Here is a 19,346-nt window from a genome sequence, read left to right on the forward strand (position 1 = left end):
CAGGACCGTGGCGAACAAGAACATCCCGGACCCAGGATTCTCCGACGACGACGGGTCCGCCGACCCCCGGCTCACCGCGGCACTGACCGCGTGGGCCGTGGACCGCACGGCCCACGGCCCCGTCCTGGAGGCACTCACCGGCGCCCGGCTGCTCGTCCCCGTGGTCGCCGTGCTCGGCGAGGTCGAGGAGGACGAGAACGGACTGCGCCGCGAGAAGTCGAGCGACATGGCGGTCCCCACCCTCAAGGCGGGTGACCGCAAGGCGCTGCCCGCGTTCACCTCGACCCAGGCCCTCGCCCTGTGGGACCCGCAGGCCAGGCCCGTCGCGGTCCCCCTGCACCAGGCACTCAAGGCCGCGGCGCACGAGCAGGCCGACACGATCGTGCTGGACCTCGCGGGACCCGTCCCCTACGAGATCAACCGGCCCGCCCTGATCGCCCTCTCCGAGGGCCGCCACACCCGGGACCCGCTCTTTGACCCCGCCGTCACGGCCGCCGTGCGCGCGGCCGTCGCCGCCGAGCCCGCAGTCCTGCGCGCCTACCTCGGCGCGGGCACCGCGGACGGCACCCTCGCCCTCGTCATCGCCGCGTCGGCGGACCCGTCCGAAGCCGCCCAGCGGGTCGCCCGGCACATCGCGGCCGACGAAACACTGAGGGCCCGCCTGCTGAACGGCCTCGACCTGGCACTGCTGCCGACCGAGGCGACGCCACCGGGCGAGCCCCTTTACGTACGAGAAGGCTGATCGCGTACGAGAGGACTGATCGCGTACGAGAGGGCTGAGAGGTCCTGGGGGATCAGCCGAAGATCGGGCCCGTGTACTTCTCGCCCGGACCCTGACCCGGCTCGTCCGGCACGTCGGACGCCTCGCGGAAGGCCAGCTGCAGCGACTTCAGGCCGTCGCGCAGAGGGGCCGCGTGGAACGAGGAGATCTCCGTGGCGCTCGCGTCCATCAGGCCGGCGAGCGAGTGGATCAGCTTGCGGGCCTCGTCCAGGTCCTTGTGGGTCTCGCCGCCATCGGCGAGGCCCAGGTTCACGGCCGCGGCGCTCATCAGGTGGACGGCGACCGTGGTGATCACCTCGACCGCGGGGACGTCCGCGATGTCACGGGTCAGGGTGTCGAAATCGGGGGAGTCACCGGTGGCGGACTCGGGGGTGGGGGTCGCGTCGCTCATGTCCCACACGATAAGCGGAGCCCCGCCCGGGGTGACTCGCGGGAGTGCGTGGGCCCGCTGGTTAGCCCCACCCCTGTGGAGCTGCTAACCTTGTGTAACGACCGGCCGGATACTCGCGTACCAACGCAGGGACCCGGCCCACAAGTGGAGGCTCCGCTTCCCACCTAGTCGCTCTCAGAGCGGCGGGTCACCGGTCAGGCAGCCGCAGTCCCCGAGACTACGGCAGGCCCGAAATGCGCCCCGCGATCACCGCGGAGGTGCTCCGGTAGTAATGGAGCCCCTTCCTGTGATCGGTTGGGGCATTTTTTATGTACTCACTCGGTTGGTCGAGATAACAGACGTAACGCGGCTGTCCGCCAGACCGCCGCGTGGTGCTACCGAGGAGGATCCATCAGCGCCGAGCCCCGCATCAACGACCGGATTCGCGTTCCCGAGGTGCGACTCGTCGGGCCCAGCGGCGAGCAGGTCGGGATTGTTCCGCTTGCCAAGGCCCTGGAGCTTGCACAGGAGTATGACCTCGACCTGGTCGAGGTGGCGGCGACCGCCCGTCCGCCCGTGTGCAAGCTCATGGACTACGGGAAGTTCAAGTACGAGTCGGCCATGAAGGCCCGTGAGGCGCGCAAGAACCAGGCGCACACGGTCATCAAGGAGATGAAGCTCCGGCCGAAGATCGACCCGCACGACTATGACACCAAGAAGGGTCACGTCGTCCGGTTCCTCAAGCAGGGCGACAAGGTCAAGATCACGATCATGTTCCGTGGTCGCGAGCAGTCCAGGCCGGAGCTCGGCTACCGACTGCTGCAGCGTCTCGCGAACGACGTCGAAGACCTCGGGTTCATCGAGTCGAACCCGAAGCAGGACGGCCGAAACATGATCATGGTCCTCGGTCCGCACAAGAAGAAGACCGAAGCCATGGCCGAGGCCCGCGAGGCCCAGGCGGTCCGCAAGGCGGACGCGAAGGCCAACCCGGGCCGCTCGCAGAACGCCGTCGAGGGGGAGCCGGACGAGGCTCCTGCCGAGGCTGTCGCCGAAGCTCCCGCCGAGGCCCCGGCCGAGGCTCCCGCCGAGGCCTGATCTCGGGACGCGAGTCCAGGGATCGCCAACCGATACGTACGGTTTTTGGATGCCCGGTTTCACGACCGGGCATCCGAGTACCACTGACGAGGAGAGAACGGCGCTATGCCGAAGAACAAGACGCACAGCGGTGCCAGCAAGCGCTTCAAGATCACCGGCTCCGGCAAGGTGCTCCGCGAGCGCGCCGGCAAGCGCCACCTGCTCGAGCACAAGTCGTCCCGTCTGACGCGTCGCCTCAGCGGCAACGCCGAGATGGCCCCGGGCGACGCCAAGAAGATCAAGAAGCTTCTCGGCAAGTGAGTTCGGGCGCACTCCGCGCCTGAACTCTGACCGGGACCCAGTCGATACCGGGTCGTGTGAGTCCAACCACGGCCCCGCTACAAGGAGTTAACAAGTGGCACGCGTCAAGCGGGCAGTCAACGCCCACAAGAAGCGTCGGGCGATCCTCGAAGCGGCCAGCGGCTACCGCGGCCAGCGCTCGCGCCTGTACCGCAAGGCCAAGGAGCAGGTCACCCACTCCCTGGTCTACAACTACAACGACCGCAAGAAGCGCAAGGGCGACTTCCGTCAGCTGTGGATCCAGCGCATCAACGCCGCTGCCCGCGCCAACGGCATCACCTACAACCGCTTCATCCAGGGTCTGAAGGCCGCCAACATCGAGGTGGACCGCAAGATCCTCGCGGAGCTCGCCGTCAACGACGCGAACGCGTTCGCCGCGCTCGTCGAGGTCGCGCAGAAGGCTCTGCCGTCGGACGTCAACGCCCCCAAGGCGGCCTGACGCCCGTCGCTCGTCCAGAGTGATGTCCGGACCCGTAAGCCCTGGCTTGCGGGTCCGTTTCTGTTCGGCCACTCGTCCGCCGACGTCCGTCCGCTGCCGTCCGCGGGTCCGTCTCGGCCGGTCGCGCAGTTCCCCGCGCCCCTGGCGGGGCCGCCCCTGACAGGGCGCCCGTATATCTCCCGAAGGTGAGTTCATGCCCGCCGCTCCTGAGTTGATCTCTCCCAGGTCGTCCCGTGTCAGTGCCGCACGGCGGCTCGGCAAGCGGAACTTTCGGGGCAAGGAGCGGCTGTTTCTCGCCGAAGGGCCGCAGGCCGTACGGGAGGCCGCCGCGCATGCACAGACGCTCGTGGAGCTGTTCGCCACCGTCGATGCCGCCGAGCGCTACGCCGACATCGTCGGTGAGGCCCGTACCGCCGGTGCCCGAGTGCACCTGGCGGACGAGGACGTCATCGCCGACATCTCGACGACCGTGACGCCGCAGGGGCTCGTCGGCGTCTGCCGGTTCATCGACACCCCCTTCGACAGCATTCTCGCCGCCAGGCCCAAGCTGGTCGCCGTCCTCGCGCACGTACGCGACCCCGGGAACGCCGGCACCGTGCTGCGGTGCGCCGACGCGGCGGGGGCCGACGCGGTCGTTCTGACGGACGCCTCCGTGGATCTCTACAACCCCAAGTGCGTGCGCGCCTCGGTCGGCTCGCTGTTCCATCTGCCCGTCGCCGTCGGCGTACCCGTCGAGCGGGCCGTCCAGGGTCTCAAGGACGCGGGCGTACGCATCCTCGCGGCCGACGGGGCAGGTCAGGACGACCTCGACGACGAGCTCGACAAGGGCACCATGGGCACCCCGTCCGCCTGGGTCTTCGGCAACGAGGCCTGGGGGCTCCCGGAGGAGACCCGCGCACTCGCCGACGCGGTGGTGCGCGTTCCGATCCACGGCAGAGCCGAAAGCCTCAACCTCGCCACGGCGGCGGCCGTGTGCCTCTATGCGTCCGCCCGTGCACAGCGCGCGGCTGGAGGGTGCCGTTCCGTCACCGGCAGCTAGTAGGGTGACGGGCTCGGAGGCCTCCTGCGCCGGTCCGAGAGGTGGGGTACGGGGAATGAGCATCGGCACGAGCGGATCACCGGGAGTACGGGACGTCCCGCGTACTCGCGCGGACCATGGCGCCCTCGGTGACCTCGACGGGCTCGGTCTCGACCCGGACGACCTGCCCGACGGCCTCGTCGTCGCGGACGAGTCGGGGCACGTCATCTGCTTCAACGCCGCAGCCGCGCGCATCACCGCGGTGCACACCACCGACGCCCTGGGCGCGCCGCTGGAGCGCGCCCTTCCTTTAGAGGACCTCGAAGGCCGCCGCTGGTGGCAGCTGACCGATCCGTACGGCGGCCTCGCCACCCGCTTCGCCCAGCCCGAGCGCAATCTGCTGCTCCCCGGCGGGCGTGAGGTCCTCGTCTCCGCGCGCTATGTGCGCACCGCGCCCACCGGCCCCGTCCGCCGCGTCGTCGTCTGCATCCGCGACACCGAGGCCCGCCGCCGCACCGAGCGCAGCCACGCGGAGCTGATCGCCACCGTCGCCCACGAGCTCCGCTCGCCCCTCACCTCCGTGAAGGGCTTCACCGCGACGCTGCTCGCCAAGTGGGAGCGCTTCACCGACGACCAGAAGAAGCTGATGCTGGAGACGGTGGACGCCGACGCCGACCGCGTCACCCGGCTCATCGCCGAGCTCCTCGACATCTCGCGCATCGATTCCGGACGGCTCGAACTGCGCCGTCAGCCCGTCGACATCGGTGCCGCCGTCGGCCGCCACATCCAGGCCCATGTCGCCTCGGGCCAGGACGCGGACCGCTTCCTGGTCCGGGTCCAGCAGCCGATGCCCGACCTCTGGGCAGATCCCGACAAGATCGACCAGGTGCTCAGCAACCTGCTGGAAAATGCGGTGCGGCACGGCGAAGGAACCGTCACCATCGACGTGGCACCCTCGGCGTCCCCGCGTGAGCGGGGCGGGGCCGAAACGGCCGTGACCGTGAGCGACGAGGGGGCCGGTATTCCGGAGGAATCGATGGGCCGTGTCTTCACCCGCTTCTGGCGGGGCAGCAAACGCGGCGGGACGGGACTCGGCTTGTACATCGTGAAGGGCATCGTGGAGGCGCACGGCGGGTCGATCACCGTCGGCCGGGCGCCCGGTGGCGGCGCCCAGTTCCGATTTACGTTGCCCGTGAGCACTCCGGCGTATCTTCTCTGATCTTCCCTGGTCACCTCTGATCAGCACTGATCACTTCTGATCCGCCCGAGCATCGCCCGCGGGCTCATTCACCTGCGCCACCCCCGTTAGACTCGATCCTTGGCACGTTTGCGTCCCCCTATGTGGACGATTCGTCTCCGAGTCGTAGACGGGGACCATCACCAGCCAACCGGAAGCACGGGAAGAGATGTCGGCACCGAACAAGTCGTACGACCCTGTTGAGGTCGAGGCACTGAAACCTGAAGAGATCGAGCGCATGCGGGACGAGGCGCTCGCCGCCTTCGCCGCCGCGGGCGACCTCGAACAGCTCCAGGAAGCCAAGGTCGCGCACACCGGCGGCACCTCGCCGCTGTCCCTCGCCAACCGCGAGATCGGCGCGCTGCCCCCGCAGGCCAAGGCCGAGGCCGGCAAGCGCGTCGGCATGGCGCGCGGCGCGGTCAGCAAGGCGCTCGCCGCCCGCCAGAGCGAGCTCGAGGCCGAGCGCGACGCCCGGGTGCTCGTCGAGGAGGCAGTGGACGTCACGCTGCCGTACGACCGCGTACCGGCCGGTGCCCGGCACCCGCTGACCACGTTCATGGAGCGTGTGGCGGACGTCTTCGTCGCCATGGGCTACGAGATCGCGGAGGGCCCCGAGGTCGAGGCGGAGTGGTTCAACTTCGACGCCCTGAACTTCACCCCGGACCACCCGGCCCGGCAGATGCAGGACACGTTCTTCGTCCAGGGCCCGAAGGGCGCCAAGGACGCGGCAGGTGACGAGTCCGGTGTCGTGCTGCGCACGCACACCTCGCCCGTGCAGGCCCGCGCGATGCTCGACCGCGAGCCGCCCGTCTACATCGTCTGCCCCGGCCGTGTGTACCGCACGGACGAGCTGGACGCGACGCACACCCCGGTCTTCCACCAGATCGAGCTGCTCGCCGTGGACGAGGGCCTGACCATGGCCGACCTCAAGGGCACCCTGGACCACATGGTCCAGTCGCTCTTCGGCGCGGACATGAAGACGCGCCTGCGCCCGAACTACTTCCCGTTCACCGAGCCGTCCGCCGAGATGGACATGGTCTGCTACGTCTGCCGTGGCGAGTCCGTGGGCAACCCCGACCGACCCTGCCGCACCTGCGGCAGCGAGGGCTGGATCGAGCTCGGCGGCTGCGGCATGGTCAACCCGAAGGTGCTCACCGCCTGCGGCGTCGACCCCAAGAAGTACAGCGGATTTGCCTTCGGGTTCGGCATCGAACGGATGCTGATGTTCCGCCACAACGTCGAAGACATGCGAGACATGGTCGAGGGTGACGTCCGGTTCACCCGGCCCTTCGGGATGGAGATCTGATGCGGGTCCCGCTTTCCTGGCTGCGGGAGTACGTCGATCTCCCCGCCACCGAGACCGGCCGTGACGTACAGGCCAAGCTGATCGAGGTCGGCCTCGAGGTCGAGACCGTCGAGCAGGTCGGCGCGGGCCTCACCGGGCCGCTCGTCGTCGGCAAGGTCCTCACCATCGAGGAACTGACGGAGTTCAAGAAGCCCATCCGCTTCTGCACCGTCGACGTCGGCTCCGCCAACGGCACCGGTGAGCCGCAGGAGATCGTCTGCGGCGCCCGCAACTTCGCGGTGGGCGACAAGGTCGTCGTCGTGCTGCCCGGCGCCGTCCTGCCCGGCGACTTCAAGATCGCCGCGCGCAAGACGTACGGCAAGACCTCGCACGGCATGATCTGCTCCGGCGACGAGCTGGGCATGGGCGACGACGGAAGCGGCGGCATCATCGTCCTTCCGCCCGAGCACGAGGTCGGCACCGACGCCATCAAGCTGCTCGAACTGGTCGACGAGGTCCTGGACATCGCCGTCACGCCCGACCGCGGCTACGCCCTGTCGATGCGCGGCGTCGCCCGCGAGACCGCCATCGCGTACGGCCTGCCGCTGCGCGACCCGGCGCTCCTGGACGTACCCGCGCCGAACGCCCACGGCTACCCGGTCAAGATCTCCGACCCGATGGGCTGCGACCGCTTCACCGCGCGCACGGTCACCGGCCTGCGTCCCGAGGCCCGCTCGCCGATCTGGCTCCAGCGCCGTCTGCAGAAGGCGGGCATGCGCCCGATCTCGCTCGCCGTCGACATCACGAACTACGTGATGCTGGAGCTCGGCCAGCCCCTGCACGCCTACGACCGCTCCCGCATCGAGGGCACGATCGGCGTCCGCCGTGCCGAGCAGGGCGAGAAGTTCACGACGCTCGACGGCACCAAGCGTGTCCTCGACGCCGAGGACCTGGTCATCACCGACGACCGCGGCCCGATCGGCCTCGCGGGCGTCATGGGCGGCGCCAACACCGAGATCACGGATCACGCGGAGGCCGCGGGCACCACGGACGTGGTCATCGAGGCCGCGCACTTCGACGCGATCTCCATCGCCCGCACGGCCCGGCGCCACAAGCTGCCCTCCGAGGCGGCCAAGCGCTTCGAGCGCGGCGTCGACCCGCAGGCCGCTTCCGCCGCCGCGCAGCGCACGGTGGATCTGCTCGTCGCGCTCGCGGCAGGCACCGCCGATTCCGGGGTCACCGAGGTCATCGCGCCCTCCGCGCCCCACACGATCAGCATGCCCGCCGATCACCCGGACAAGGTCGCCGGTGTGGCCTACGGCCGCGAGACCGTCGTCCGCCGTCTGCAGGAAGTCGGCTGCGACGTCTACGGCCAGGACGCCCTGACCGTCACCGTGCCCTCCTGGCGTCCCGACCTCGCCGAGCCGAACGACCTCGCCGAAGAGGTCATCCGGCTCGAGGGGTACGAGAACCTCCCGTCGACGCTGCCCAAGCCCCCCGCGGGCCGCGGCCTGACCGACCGGCAGCGCCTGCACCGCCGCATCGGCCGCGCCCTCGCCGGGAGCGGATTCGTCGAGGCGCCGAACTACCCGTTCATCGGCGAGCAGATCTTCGACCAGCTGGGCCTTGAGCCCGGCGACCCCAAGCGCCGGGTCGTGAAGCTGGTCAACCCGCTCTCCGACGAGGAGCCCGCTCTTCGTACGACGCTGCTTCCGGGGCTGCTCGGCGCGCTGCGCCGCAACGAAGGCCGCGGCAGCCACGACCTGGCTCTCTTCGAGACGGGGCTTGTCTTCCAGCCGCGTGACGAGGCCCGGATCGCGGTGCGCCTTCCCGTCGACCGCCGTCCCACGGCCGAGGAGATCGCCTCCCTGACCGAGGCGCTCCCCGTGCAGCCGCGGCACGCCGCCGTCGTCCTCGCGGGCGCCCGCGAGCAGGCCGGCTGGTGGGGCAAGGGCCGTCCGGCCGAGTGGTCCGACGCAGTCCAGGCCGCGCGTACTCTGGCCGCCGAGTCGGGCACCGAACTGCTCGTGCGCCAGGGGCAGTACGGCCCGTGGCACCCGGGCCGGTGTGCCGAACTCGCCGTCGTGATCGACGGTGCGGAGCACGTCATCGGGTACGCGGGCGAGCTGCACCCGCGCGTCGTCAAGACGCTCGGTCTTCCCGCGCGCACCTGCGCGATGGAGCTCGACCTCGACCGTCTCGAGGACGCGAGCGCCGGTGTCCCGCAGGGGCCGAAGATCTCCACCTTCCCGGTCGCCACGCAGGATGTCGCGCTCGTCGTCGACGGGGGCGTCCCGTCCGCCGACGTCGAGAAGGTGCTGCGCGAGGGCGCGGGTGAACTCCTCGAGTCCATCCGCCTGTTCGACGTCTTCACCGGCGAGCAGATCGGTGCGGGCAAGAAGTCGCTCGCGTACGCGCTGCGCTTCCGCGCCACCGACCGCACGCTGACCGTCGACGAGGCCTCCGCGGCCCGTGACGCCGCTGTCGCCCTGGCGACGGAGCGGACGGGCGCGGTGCTGCGCGGAGCGTAGTCACCGCCAGTAGTCGCCACCAGGCGCACAAGAGGCGCACAAGAGGCACAAAGAAGGGCGTATCCGGACCTCCGGGTACGCCCTTCACTCGTTTGAGTGGCAAGAAAGCCCTCTCTGTCCCGAGCGGCTCATGTGGTCGACAGAATCGGTCCGGCCGCCGGGCAGTGATCCGCGCGGTGCGCGGTCTGCACGCTGAGCAGGGCCTTAGGGGGGCCATCGGCATGATCGGTATCAGGGCTGGAACTTCCCGCCGGGCACTGCTCCGGGCGAGGATCCGGACCAGGCTCCGGGCGAGGGCCGGGACGAAGGCGCCCCGGGTGGACCCGCCGCGGATCCGGCGCGTTCTCAACCTCGGCCTGCCGGTGGTGTGGGGCGCGGTCGTCGTCACGTACAGACTCGTCTGCCCGCTCGCCCGGGAGGAGAGCCTCGAAGGGCGGATCGTCAGCAGCGCGGTGTTCCTCACGGTCGGCGCAGGTCTGCTCCTTCACGTTCGCGCCATGCTGCTGCGGGAGTTGCGTCAGCTCCGTGAGGTCGCGGGCGCCGCGCAGAACGTCCTGCTGCGCCCGCTGCCGCCACGCGTCGAGGGCCTCACGGTCGCGGCCGGGCAGCTCTCCGCGTCACGCGGCGCCTCCGTCGGCGGCGATCTGTACGAGGTGGTGGCCACCGACCACGGCGTCCGCGTCGTCATGGGTGACGTGCGCGGGCACGGCCTGACCGCCATCGGTACGGCCGCCGCCGTGCTCGGCAGCTTCCGAGAGGCGGCTCATGAGGAGCCCGAACTGCCGCACGTCCTGAGAAAGTTGGAGCGCTCCCTGGGCCGGCACCTGCGGGAGCGGTCGAGGGCCGAGCATCCGGCGAGCGGGGTGGCGGCTCCGGAGAGTCCGGTGGTCGAGGAGTTCGTCACCGTACTCCTGATGGAGATCGGCCCCGATGGCCAGATGACCGCGCTCAACTGCGGTCACCCCTGGCCGTACCGCCTGAGCGGGCGCGCCGAGCCGGTCGTGGGCGGGGAGCCGCTGCCGCCGCTCGGCCCGTTCCCGCTCCCCGCCGAACTGCCCGTGCTGCACTGCGGATCACTCCTCGCGGGGGAGGCCCTCGTGCTGCACACGGACGGCATGGAGGATGCACGGGACGCGGCAGGACGGTTCTTTCCGCTTCAGGCGGCGCTCACCGAAGCGGCGCGGGTCCCGCCGGTCGTGCCCCGGACCGTGATCCGCCTGGTGTACGCCCAACTCCTGCGCCACACAAGGCGGTTGCCCGCAGACGATGCCGCGCTGCTCGTGCTGCGCAACGACCGTCGACGGGTGCCCCAGCAGCAGCGCGGGACGGTGCGCCGGGAAAACACCATGACATGACGCACCGTCGGCTTCCGCCGGCCGTGCGCCGCCCGTCCCCGCCTTGGAAATGTCGGGCAGACAGCGGGGCGGACGGCGCCAGTGAGGGCCGCCGCACTGTATGAGGGGGAGCCGGCGGCCCGGCCGGCCTCCTTGTGAGGAATCTCAGTCAAGCGTGACAGGAGTGGTGACGGCAGAGCGCACACCCCCCGGATTCGGGCACTCCGTTCACACCCCGTGTGAAGCCACCTCTACTACGCTGGCCGTAACGAGCCACCGGAGGGCCTCCATGCAGCCCAATACCCTGCTCGACGCGATCCTCGACGAAGCGGGAATCTCCCACGCGGGCCTGGCTGCCCACGTCAATCAAGCAGGGAAGAGGCGAGGCCTCGCCCTGCGTTACGAACACACCGCCGTATCACGGTGGTTGAAGGGCCAGCGCCCGCGCGGCCAGGTGCCCGACCTGATCTGTGAAGTCCTCGCGGGGCGACTCCAGCGCACCGTCACCCTGGACGACATCGGCCTCGGAGTGCCGGGGCTGCCTGCCGCGGCGTTCGGCTCCATGGCCTCGACCCTGTCCGGGTTCGTGGAGCGGGCCACCGCGCTGTGGCGCTCCGACGAACAGCAACGACCGCACCTGCTCGGCGCACCCGCCGTCACGGGAACGCCCGCGGTGATGCCCGTCTGGGAGTGGGAGAACCCTCCCGAGGACGTGGACGTCTCGCGCGGCGGCAGGCACCCCGTGCGCACGGCCGACATCGACATGATGCGTGCGGCCCGCGCCCACTACGAGCAGATGTACCGCAAGACCGGCGGCATCGCGACCCGCACCCGCATCGTCGGCTTCCTCAACGCCGAGGCCGCGCCCCTGCTGCGCGGCAGCTACACGGACGAGACGGGACGCCAACTGCACAGATCCACCGGCGGGTTGGTGGCCATCGCGGGCATCTGTGCCTACGACTCGGACGCCCACGGCCTGGCCCAGCGCTACTTCCACCAGGCCCTGCGGCTCGCGAAGGCGAGCGGGGACAGGGGCCTTGGCGCCTATGTCATCGCGCTCCTCGTCAACCAGTCGCTGTACATGCGCGAGTACCGCCAGGCGGTCGCCTTCGCGGAGGCCGCGCTGCGCGCCGCGGGGCGCGATCTCACCCCGGCCCTCGCCTCCGACCTCTACGCCATGCAGGCGAAGTCGTACGCACACCTGGGCGACGGCAGCAGCGCGCTGTCCTGCATCCGGCGTGCCGAGGTCGCCGCCGAACGCATCCGGCGCGGACGCGAGCCGGCCGAGACCGGCTATGTCCAGCCCGGACTCGTCAACGTACAAGTGGCGGAGGCACTCCTCAGTCTCGGCGACCTCGCGGGGGCGTACGAACACGCGGCCGCGGCGGTGGACACACCGGCGCATGACCGGGGCCGGGTCCATCGGCTCGCCATGCTCAGTCAGATCGAACTGCGCCAGGGGAACACCGACGAGGCGGTGGCCACGGCGGTGGAGATGGCGGAGCAGGCGCGGGGAATGGAGTCCCAACGGCTGCGTGACCGGCTCCGCGCCGTGCGGGAACATCTGGTGCGCAGCGACTGTGCGGGCACCTCCGAGGCGGCCGAACTCATCGACGGAGCGCTGCGCGTGCCCCTGTGATGCGCACCGCGCGTACGCCGGTGACGACCCTCGGCGAGCTCTGAACCCTCGGGCCGTTCACACGCTGCTCTGACCATCTTCCTGCTGCGATATTGCCACCTACTCGGCGGAAGGTGGCAGAACCGTGCAGTGGACGAAACAAAGTGAACAAACTGTGTATGGAAACCGATGGTTCACGGTCAATCTGGCAGATGTGGAACTGCCCGACGGCCGGCACCTCGACCACTTCCTGATCAAGCTGCGGCCCGTGGCCGTGGCCACCGTCGTCAACGAGGCCAACGAAGTGCTTCTGCTGTGGCGGCACCGATTCATCACCGACAGCTGGGGCTGGGAACTCGCCGCGGGCGTCGTCGAGGACGGCGAGGACATCGCGTACGCGGCCGCCCGGGAAATGGAGGAGGAGACCGGCTGGCGGCCGGGCCCGTTACGACACCTGATGAGTGTCGAGCCGTCCAATGGGCTCACCGACGCCAAGCACCACATCTACTGGTCCGATGAGTGCACCTACATCGGTCATCCCGAGGACGACTTCGAGTCCGACCGCCGTGAGTGGGTCCCACTCAAACTCGTCCCTGACATGGTGGGCCGGGGTGAAGTACCGGCCGCCAACATGGCGGCGGCGCTCCTTCTCCTGCACCACCTGCGCCTAGGCCAGGACGCGCACTAGTGACCGATGGCCTGCCAGACTGCCACGGCGAGCGCTCCTACCGCCGTCAGGGCGAGAAGGGCGGGCAGCGGCCAGCGTGTGTGTTCAAGTGCGGCGATCCGCACGGTCAGTTCGTCCTGGTTCTTGACGCTCTGTTCGTCGTGTTGGGTGAGCAACGCCAGCTGTCCGTCGACGCGGGCGAGGCCCACGTCCAAGCTACGGCGTAACTCGGCGAGTTCTTCGGGGACCACGCGAAGGTCGGGGTCGGCGGTCACAAGTCGGCTCCATTCTGTAGCTGTTTTCCCCCTGATGCGCACAGAAAGTCAACTAGCCTGGTGGCCAGGGCGACAGAGTGTGCGAAGGGCATATGCGAGCCCAGCGCGCACACGGTGTGTGAACGCCGCGGGCCCGGCACTCGATCGAGTGCCGGGCCCGCGTGCGGTGCGAAGTGCCGGGTGCCGGTGTGAGGCGTACCAGGCGTACGTATCAGCCGTATGTATCAGTCGTACGGATCAGCTGTACCTGTCAGGCGTACGGATAGAAGCCCGAGCCGGACTTGCGGCCGAGCCGGCCGGCGTCCACCATCCGCTGGAGCAGCGGGGGAGCGGCGTACAGCGGCTCCTTGTACTCGGCGTACATGCTGTCCGCGACCGAGGCGACGGTGTCGAGGCCGATCAGGTCGGCGAGCTTGAGCGGGCCCATCGGGTGGGCGCAGCCGAGCTCCATGCCGTTGTCGATGTCCTCGCGGCTCGCGATGCCCGACTCGAACATCCGGATCGCGGAGAGCAGATACGGGATGAGCAGCGCGTTGACCACGAAGCCCGAGCGGTCCTGGGCGCGGATCGCGTGCTTGCCGAGCACCTTCTCGACCATGGACTGCGCGCGGCTGATCGTCCCCTCGGACGTCGTGAGCGCGGGGATCAGCTCCACGAGCTGCTGCACCGGGGCCGGGTTGAAGAAGTGGATGCCGATGACCGCGTCGGGGCGGGACGTCGCGACGGCCAGCTTCACCAGCGGGATGGACGAGGTGTTGGAGGCGAGGATCGCGTCCTGCCGGGTCACCACCTGGTCGAGCACCTGGAAGATCTCGGTCTTGACCGCCTCGTTCTCGACGACCGCCTCGATCACGAGGTCGCGGTCGGAGAACTCCCCGAGGTCGGTCGTGAAGCTGAGCCGGGCGAGCGTCTCGTCGCGCTCCTCGTCCGAGATCTTGCCGCGCTCGGCGGCCTTGGAGAGCGAGTTGTAGAGCCGGGTGCGGCCGATCTCCAGGGCCTCGCCGGTGGTCTCGGCGACCTTCACATCGAGTCCGGAGCGGGCGCAGACCTCCGCGATCCCGGCGCCCATCTGGCCACAGCCCACTACTCCGACGCGTTCAATGTCGGGCATAGAGTCGGTCACCTCGTGCCTTTCGCTGATCAACGGGCGGGCAGCCCCCCGTACGGTTGCGGCGTCTGCCCCAGCGGCGAAGGTTACTCCGGAACCTCCGGTGCGTGACGGGCCGGGTCGGGCATGCTGTCCCCTACAGACTGCCGTTCCGGCGGATATAGCAGCCCAGGGGGCGAGCGGATGAGGCGTATGTCACGCCGAGGGTTCACGATTGCGGCGGCCACGATGGTGACGGGGCTCACAGCGGCGGGGGACGCCGCGGCCGGTCCCGAGCGCGCGCCGTCCCGCCGTGAGCTGCGGGGCATGTGGCTGGCGACCGTCGCCAACCGGGACTGGCCGTCGAAGCCCGGCCTCACGGCGGCCCAGCAGCGTGCCGAGCTGATCGGTCATCTCGATACGGCCGTCCGGCGCAGACTGAACGCCGTGGTCTTCCAAGTGCGCCCCACCGCCGACGCGTTGTGGCCCTCGCCGTACGAGCCGTGGGCGGAGTGTCTCACCGGCGTGCAGGGCAAGCATCCCGGCTGGGACCCGCTGGGCACCGCCGTGACCGAGGCGCACCGCAGGGGCCTCGAACTGCACGCCTGGTTCAACCCCTTCCGTATCGCCAACCACACGGACCCCTCGCGCCTCGTCCCGACGCACCCCGCCCGGCTGCACCCCGACTGGGTCGTGCCGTACGGCGGGAAGCTGTACTACAACCCGGGCCTGCCCGAGGTGCGGCGCTTCGTCCAGGACGCGATGCTCGACGCCGTCCGCCACTACGCCATCGACGCCGTGCACTGGGACGACTACTTCTACCCGTATCCCGTCGCCGGGCAGGTCTTCGACGACGGCGACGCCTTCGCGCGCTACGGCGGCGGCTTCCCCGACCGGGCCGCCTGGCGCCGCGACAACATCGACCGCCTGGTGCGCGAGATGGCGACGCGGGTGAAGAAGGTGCGGGGGCACGTGCAGTTCGGGATCAGTCCGTTCGGGGTCTGGCGCAACGCCTCGACCGATCCGCTCGGTTCGGACACCCAGGCGGGCGTACAGACGTATGACAACCTGCACGCCGACACGCGCGGCTGGGTCAAGAAGGGCTGGCTCGACTACATCTGCCCGCAGCTCTACTGGAACATCGGCTTCACCGTCGCGGACTACGGCAAGCTGCTGCCGTGGTGGGCCGATGTCGTCAGCGGTACGCGTGTGCGGCTCTACGTGGGCGAGGCCCTCTACAAGGCGGGCGATCCGGCGCAGCCCGCGCCCTGGCAGGACCCGGCCGAGCTCTCCCGCCACCTCACGTACGCCAAGGGGTTCCCGCAGGCGCGCGGGCACGTGTACTTCTCGGCGAAGGAAGTGGGCGTGGACAAGAACGGTGCGATGGCGCGCGTGGTCGCCGACCACTACCGGAAGCCGGTCAAGCCGCCCCGCTGATCCGCTCCCGGCCCGGGAGCTATTGAGCCGGGTCCTGGTGTCGTACGACGGTGTCGGGGCCCGGTGACATCAGCGTCTCGTGACCGTCCTCGAAGCGGACGCGGTACGGCGGTCCGCCGTCCGCGCCGAGCACCTCGACGACCTCCCCGATCCGGTCGTGCTGCCCGACGGTCCTGCCGTGCAGCACCAGCTCGTCGCCTACGGTTGCACGCATCTGGAGCGACCTCCTCGTCCCACCCTGCGGTTGCTGTCCGTGGCCGCAAGTCTACGTCCGGTGGCGGAAGCTGAGTCCTGGCCGTCGGCCCCTGTAGCGAGAGGCCCTAACCGCGCGCCCGTTGGGTGACCGCGATGCACACGAGGACGGCGGCCGCGGTGAGCGGTGCGGCGGGCGTGAGGTGCTCGCCGAGCAGGAACACCGACCAGACCAGGGTGAGCAGCGGCTGTGCGAGCTGGAGCTGGCTGGCCTTGGGGACGCCGATCACCGCCATGCCCCGGTACCAGACGACCAGGCCGAGGAACTGCGAGCCGATGGCGGAGTAGAGGAGCCCGGCGGTGCTGTGTCCGGTGAGCTGGAAGGTCTCGTGCTGGAGGGCGAGTGCCGCGCCGATCGAGGCGAGCGGCAGGCACAGGACGAGCGCCCAGCCGATGACCTGCCAGCCCGGCATCTCGCGGGCCAGGCGGCCGCCTTCGGTGTAACCGGCCGCGCAGATGAGGAGCGCGCCGAAGAGGTAGAGGTCCGCGGTCGTCAGGGCGCCGCCGCTCTGCTGCACGGTGAACGCGATCACCGCGGCCGCGCCCGCGAGGGCCGCCACCCAGAACATCCGCGAGGGCCGTGCCCCTGTACGCAGCGCCGAGAACACGGCGGTCGTCAGCGGAAGCAGGCCGACGACCACGGCGGCATGGGCGGTGGTGGAGGTCTGCAGGGCGAGCGTGGTGAGCAGCGGGAAGCCGATGACGACTCCGGCGCCGACGACCGCGAGCCCGGCCCAGTGGCGGCGCGCGGGCGGCGGGACGCGCAGGGCGAGCAGGGCGCCGCCCGCTATGACCGCGCTCAGGACGCCGCGCAGGGCCACGAACGACCAGGGGCCGATGCCCTCGAGGCCCCAGGCGGTCGAGGGGAAGGTGAGCGAGAAGGCGATGACGCCGAGTGCGGCCATGACGGTGCCGCTGCGGCGGGAGCTGTTGCCCGCGACCGTGCCAGCCGTGCCTGCCGTGCCTGTCGTGCCAGCCGTGTCGGTAACCGTCGTGACTGCTATCGGGCTCGGGCGAGTAGCGCTATCCTGTGCTGTCATGTACGAGAGTAGCAGCGTGGATGAGCTGGCAAAGCAGTTGCGGGACGAGCTTGACCGCTACTCTCCAGGTGGAAAGCTGCCGTCGAGTCGAGCCCTTGTCGAGCGGTTCCGGGTGAGCCCGGTGACCGTGTCGCGAGCCCTGGGGCAGCTGGCCGCCGAGGGTCTGGTCGTCACGCGGCCTGGCGCCGGTGTCTTCCGCGCCGAGCCGCAGGCCGCCGCCGTGCCCGCGGGGGACACCTCGTGGCAGGAGGTGACCCTGAGCGCGGACGTGGCGACCGAGCTTGTGCCGCGCGCGGTCGACGCCTCCGGGGTCGTGGTCACGCTCGCGGCGCCGTCGCCCGGCGTCATCGAGTTCAACGGCGGCTATCTGCATCCTTCGCTGCAGCCCGAGCGCGCGATGGCTTCGGCCCTCGCCCGTGCCGGACGGCGGCCCGGCGCGTGGGGGAGGCCGCCGCTCGACGGGCTCCCCGAGCTGCGGGAGTGGTTCGCGCGGGGCGTCGGCGGCGCGATCACGGCCGCCGAGGTGCTGATCACCGCGGGCGGCCAGAGCGCGCTCACCACGGCGCTGCGTGCGCTCGCCCCGCCCGGGACGCCGGTCCTCGTCGAGTCGCCGACCTACCCCGGCATGCTGGCGATCGCCCGCGCGGCGGGGCTGCGGCCGGTGCCGGTGCCGGTGGACACGGACGGCGTACGTCCCGACCTGCTCGCCGCGGCGTTCAAGGCCACGGGTGCGCGGGTGTTCGTCTGCCAGCCGCTCTTCCAGAACCCGACGGGGGCCGTGCTCTCGGCGGAGCGCCGCCCCGAGGTGCTGCGCATCGCGCGCGAGGCGGGGGCCTTCGTCATCGAGGACGACTTCGTACGGCGCCTCGTCCACGAGGACGCGGGTCCGCTGCCGAGGCCGTTGCAGTCCGACGACCCCGACGGAGTCGTCGTGCACGTCTGCTCGCTCACCAAGGCCACATCGCCGAGCTTCCGGGTCAGCGCGCTCATCGCACGCGGACCGGTCCTGGAGCGGCTGCGCGCGATCCAGGTCGTCGACCACTTCTTCGTGCCCAGACCGCTCCAGGAGGCGGCACTCGAACTGGTCGGCTCCCCGGCCTGGCCGCGCCATCTGCGCAACGTGGCGGGCGAGTTGAAGGAGCGCAGGGACGCGATGGCGGCGGCCCTGCGCCTGAACCTGCCCGAACTCGCCCTGCCGCACATCCCCGCGGGCGGCTACCTCCTGTGGCTGCGCCTGCCCGACGGAACGAACGAGACGGACCTGGTGGGCGCGGCCCTGCGCGCCGGCGTCGCGGTGGCCCCCGGCCGTGCGTACTTCGCGGCCGAACCCCCGGCGGCCCACCTGCGGTTGAGCTTCGCCGCGGTCGCGGGCGTGGGGGAGATCGGCGAGGGGGTGCGCAGGCTCCGGGCGGCGTGTGACGAGGTGTGGGGGGCGTCCGGCTGAGGTCGCGTCCCGCTGGGTGAAATCCGCTCGACGTTCTGTCGTGGCGCCTGCCAGCCTTGCGGCCATGACCGACGCACTTCACACCCCTTCAGCCCTCCCCGCCGGGTACGAGATCTCCACCGACGCCGCTCGTCTCGACGCCGCCCGCGTCCATCGATGGCTCTCCACGGACGCGTACTGGGCGATGGGGCGGCCCCGCGAGAAGCAGGACAGGGCGATCGCAGGATCGCTCAACTTCGGGGTCTACGAAGAGGCTTCCGGCGAGCAGGTCGCGTACGCCCGTGTGGTGACGGACCAGGCGACCTTCGCCTGGCTCTGCGACGTGTACGTCGACCGGGCGGTGCGCGGCAAGGGCTTCGGGAGCGCGCTCGTGGCCGCCGTCAGGGACCATCTGGAGCCGTGCGGTCTGCGGCGGATCCTGCTGGCTACGGCCGACGCGCACGGGGTGTACGAGAAGGTCGGATTCGGTGTACTCGAAGACCCGGCGAAGTGGATGGCGCTGGGCAGGCAGTGAGCGGTTCTCCGGGCGCGAGGACCGCGTACGTACTGTCGACGAAGCCTCGAACCGCACAGCCGCGCACCCACGATCACCGCATGCGCGTTGGTTCAGCGCTCATCGCCACCGCGTGTACGCGGTCGTGAGGATCAGGTCCTTGGCGGGTCCCGCGACCCGCCACCGCGTCCGCCAGCGCCCCTCGTCGTACACCTCGAACTCGCCCCGGTAGAGGTCGAGCGCGCACGGATGGTCGGCGGTGTGCCTGCCGGTGCGCAGGTCCAGGTCGTGGAAGGGGCGGCCGTCGGCGAAGTGGACGTGTGCGGTGGCCGGGGCGTCGCCCGGCAGGAAACGGAGGGTACGTTCGGCGGGGCGGGCGGTGCCCCGCCAGACGAAGGTGCCGGACTCGTGGTGCAGGAGGCCGCCGTCGTCGTCGAGGCGCGTGAACACCGTCGTGCCCGTGAAGTGCCCCTCCGCGTTCCCGGCCAGGTCCTGTGCGGTCCGCTCGACCGTCCACTCACCGGCCAGGTACGCGAGGACGTCCGGCACCGCGTAGTACGCGTCGCTCATGGCTCCGTACTTTACTCGGGACTGTCCGCAGACC

At 70.5% G+C, this 19,346-nt stretch carries 20 protein-coding genes; 14 read left to right on the top strand and 6 right to left on the bottom strand.

Annotation, left to right across the window (positions count from 1 at the left end):
* The first annotated feature begins 7 nt into the window (after positions 1-7).
* On the top strand, positions 8-742 hold the full coding sequence (locus tag ACZ5CR_RS08870) for an SseB family protein (RefSeq protein ID WP_468855114.1): 735 nt from the start codon (positions 8-10) through the stop codon (positions 740-742).
* Between the two features lie 52 nt (positions 743-794).
* Here the strand turns inward: ACZ5CR_RS08870 and ACZ5CR_RS08875 are convergent, their stop codons facing one another.
* On the bottom strand, positions 795-1,172 hold the full coding sequence (locus ACZ5CR_RS08875) for a DUF1844 domain-containing protein (protein ID WP_468855117.1): 378 nt from the start codon (positions 1,170-1,172) through the stop codon (positions 795-797).
* 390 nt (positions 1,173-1,562) lie between these two features.
* Here ACZ5CR_RS08875 and infC point away from each other — a divergent pair, with 390 nt between their 5' ends.
* The 10 genes from infC (at position 1,563) to ACZ5CR_RS08925 (ending at position 12,735) form a co-directional block, all read left to right on the top strand.
* The gene (infC, locus tag ACZ5CR_RS08880) at positions 1,563-2,246 is read left to right on the top strand and encodes a translation initiation factor IF-3 (RefSeq protein ID WP_468855517.1); all 684 of its coding nucleotides are present in this window, start codon (positions 1,563-1,565) and stop codon (positions 2,244-2,246) included.
* Positions 2,247-2,351: 105 nt separating this feature from the next.
* Positions 2,352-2,546, top strand: coding sequence for a 50S ribosomal protein L35 (gene rpmI / locus ACZ5CR_RS08885; RefSeq protein ID WP_135330421.1), 195 nt, complete (start codon positions 2,352-2,354; stop codon positions 2,544-2,546).
* Positions 2,547-2,640: 94 nt separating this feature from the next.
* Positions 2,641-3,024 carry a 50S ribosomal protein L20 gene (gene rplT / locus ACZ5CR_RS08890; RefSeq protein WP_030356289.1) on the top strand — a complete coding sequence of 128 codons (384 nt, stop codon included), beginning with the start codon at positions 2,641-2,643 and terminating at the stop codon, positions 3,022-3,024.
* 193 nt (positions 3,025-3,217) lie between these two features.
* Positions 3,218-4,063: a TrmH family RNA methyltransferase gene (locus ACZ5CR_RS08895; protein ID WP_468855120.1), complete on the top strand. Its 846-nt coding sequence runs from the start codon at positions 3,218-3,220 to the stop codon at positions 4,061-4,063.
* A gap of 55 nt (positions 4,064-4,118) precedes the next feature.
* Positions 4,119-5,261, top strand: coding sequence for a sensor histidine kinase (locus tag ACZ5CR_RS08900; protein WP_468855121.1), 1,143 nt, complete (start codon positions 4,119-4,121; stop codon positions 5,259-5,261).
* Positions 5,262-5,448: 187 nt separating this feature from the next.
* The gene (gene pheS, locus ACZ5CR_RS08905) at positions 5,449-6,585 is read left to right on the top strand and encodes a phenylalanine--tRNA ligase subunit alpha (protein WP_468855123.1); all 1,137 of its coding nucleotides are present in this window, start codon (positions 5,449-5,451) and stop codon (positions 6,583-6,585) included.
* On the top strand, positions 6,585-9,095 hold the full coding sequence (gene pheT / locus ACZ5CR_RS08910) for a phenylalanine--tRNA ligase subunit beta (protein WP_468855125.1): 2,511 nt from the start codon (positions 6,585-6,587) through the stop codon (positions 9,093-9,095). Before pheS ends, pheT begins: the two co-directional genes overlap by 1 nt.
* A 365-nt stretch (positions 9,096-9,460) precedes the next feature.
* Positions 9,461-10,450, top strand: coding sequence for a PP2C family protein-serine/threonine phosphatase (locus tag ACZ5CR_RS08915; RefSeq protein ID WP_468855519.1), 990 nt, complete (start codon positions 9,461-9,463; stop codon positions 10,448-10,450).
* A gap of 268 nt (positions 10,451-10,718) precedes the next feature.
* Positions 10,719-12,068, top strand: coding sequence for a transcriptional regulator (locus tag ACZ5CR_RS08920; RefSeq protein ID WP_468855127.1), 1,350 nt, complete (start codon positions 10,719-10,721; stop codon positions 12,066-12,068).
* 124 nt (positions 12,069-12,192) lie between these two features.
* Positions 12,193-12,735: an NUDIX hydrolase gene (locus tag ACZ5CR_RS08925; RefSeq protein ID WP_389911945.1), complete on the top strand. Its 543-nt coding sequence runs from the start codon at positions 12,193-12,195 to the stop codon at positions 12,733-12,735.
* On the opposite strand, the gene ACZ5CR_RS08930 is transcribed toward ACZ5CR_RS08925, so the two are convergent.
* Together ACZ5CR_RS08930 and ACZ5CR_RS08935 are read right to left on the bottom strand one after the other, a co-directional pair.
* On the bottom strand, positions 12,732-12,989 hold the full coding sequence (locus ACZ5CR_RS08930) for a hypothetical protein (RefSeq protein ID WP_468855129.1): 258 nt from the start codon (positions 12,987-12,989) through the stop codon (positions 12,732-12,734). The two genes, ACZ5CR_RS08925 and ACZ5CR_RS08930, sit on opposite strands and share 4 nt — an antisense overlap.
* Before the next feature lie 250 nt (positions 12,990-13,239).
* On the bottom strand, positions 13,240-14,100 hold the full coding sequence (locus tag ACZ5CR_RS08935) for a 3-hydroxybutyryl-CoA dehydrogenase (protein WP_383271622.1): 861 nt from the start codon (positions 14,098-14,100) through the stop codon (positions 13,240-13,242).
* A 180-nt stretch (positions 14,101-14,280) separates the two neighbouring features.
* Between ACZ5CR_RS08935 and ACZ5CR_RS08940 the strand changes: the two genes are divergently transcribed.
* A complete protein-coding gene (locus ACZ5CR_RS08940; protein WP_468855130.1) occupies positions 14,281-15,513 on the top strand; it encodes a glycoside hydrolase family 10-like protein in 1,233 nt (410 codons plus the stop codon).
* 19 nt (positions 15,514-15,532) lie between these two features.
* Here the strand turns inward: ACZ5CR_RS08940 and ACZ5CR_RS08945 are convergent, their stop codons facing one another.
* Both ACZ5CR_RS08945 and ACZ5CR_RS08950 read right to left on the bottom strand, forming a co-directional pair.
* On the bottom strand, positions 15,533-15,727 hold the full coding sequence (locus tag ACZ5CR_RS08945) for a DUF1918 domain-containing protein (protein ID WP_383271618.1): 195 nt from the start codon (positions 15,725-15,727) through the stop codon (positions 15,533-15,535).
* Between the two features lie 106 nt (positions 15,728-15,833).
* Positions 15,834-16,805 (bottom strand): DMT family transporter, encoded by a 972-nt coding sequence (locus tag ACZ5CR_RS08950; protein WP_468855133.1) that lies wholly within the window; start codon positions 16,803-16,805, stop codon positions 15,834-15,836.
* Between ACZ5CR_RS08950 and ACZ5CR_RS08955 the strand changes: the two genes are divergently transcribed.
* Both ACZ5CR_RS08955 and ACZ5CR_RS08960 read left to right on the top strand, forming a co-directional pair.
* Positions 16,804-18,249 (top strand): aminotransferase-like domain-containing protein, encoded by a 1,446-nt coding sequence (locus tag ACZ5CR_RS08955; protein ID WP_468855135.1) that lies wholly within the window; start codon positions 16,804-16,806, stop codon positions 18,247-18,249. The two genes, ACZ5CR_RS08950 and ACZ5CR_RS08955, sit on opposite strands and share 2 nt — an antisense overlap.
* 64 nt (positions 18,250-18,313) lie before the next feature.
* Entirely contained in the window at positions 18,314-18,763 is a 450-nt protein-coding gene (locus ACZ5CR_RS08960) for a GNAT family N-acetyltransferase (protein ID WP_468855137.1), read from the top strand.
* A 99-nt stretch (positions 18,764-18,862) separates the two neighbouring features.
* Here the strand turns inward: ACZ5CR_RS08960 and ACZ5CR_RS08965 are convergent, their stop codons facing one another.
* On the bottom strand, positions 18,863-19,312 hold the full coding sequence (locus tag ACZ5CR_RS08965) for a DUF6314 family protein (protein ID WP_468855139.1): 450 nt from the start codon (positions 19,310-19,312) through the stop codon (positions 18,863-18,865).
* Between the last annotated feature and the right edge of the window lie 34 nt (positions 19,313-19,346).

This window comes from Streptomyces sp. NPDC031274 (assembly GCF_055570235.1).

Coding starts and splice junctions, on each gene's coding strand:
- ACZ5CR_RS08875 (WP_468855117.1), bottom strand. CDS start 1,172: ATGAGCGACGCGACCCCCACCCCCGAGTCCGCCACCGGTGACTCCCCC.
- rpmI (WP_135330421.1), top strand. CDS start 2,352: ATGCCGAAGAACAAGACGCACAGCGGTGCCAGCAAGCGCTTCAAGATC.
- ACZ5CR_RS08895 (WP_468855120.1), top strand. CDS start 3,218: ATGCCCGCCGCTCCTGAGTTGATCTCTCCCAGGTCGTCCCGTGTCAGT.
- ACZ5CR_RS08900 (WP_468855121.1), top strand. CDS start 4,119: ATGAGCATCGGCACGAGCGGATCACCGGGAGTACGGGACGTCCCGCGT.
- pheS (WP_468855123.1), top strand. CDS start 5,449: ATGTCGGCACCGAACAAGTCGTACGACCCTGTTGAGGTCGAGGCACTG.
- pheT (WP_468855125.1), top strand. CDS start 6,585: ATGCGGGTCCCGCTTTCCTGGCTGCGGGAGTACGTCGATCTCCCCGCC.
- ACZ5CR_RS08920 (WP_468855127.1), top strand. CDS start 10,719: ATGCAGCCCAATACCCTGCTCGACGCGATCCTCGACGAAGCGGGAATC.
- ACZ5CR_RS08935 (WP_383271622.1), bottom strand. CDS start 14,100: ATGCCCGACATTGAACGCGTCGGAGTAGTGGGCTGTGGCCAGATGGGC.
- ACZ5CR_RS08940 (WP_468855130.1), top strand. CDS start 14,281: ATGAGGCGTATGTCACGCCGAGGGTTCACGATTGCGGCGGCCACGATG.
- ACZ5CR_RS08945 (WP_383271618.1), bottom strand. CDS start 15,727: ATGCGTGCAACCGTAGGCGACGAGCTGGTGCTGCACGGCAGGACCGTC.
- ACZ5CR_RS08955 (WP_468855135.1), top strand. CDS start 16,804: ATGTACGAGAGTAGCAGCGTGGATGAGCTGGCAAAGCAGTTGCGGGAC.
- ACZ5CR_RS08950 (WP_468855133.1), bottom strand. CDS start 16,805: ATGACAGCACAGGATAGCGCTACTCGCCCGAGCCCGATAGCAGTCACG.
- ACZ5CR_RS08960 (WP_468855137.1), top strand. CDS start 18,314: ATGACCGACGCACTTCACACCCCTTCAGCCCTCCCCGCCGGGTACGAG.
- ACZ5CR_RS08965 (WP_468855139.1), bottom strand. CDS start 19,312: ATGAGCGACGCGTACTACGCGGTGCCGGACGTCCTCGCGTACCTGGCC.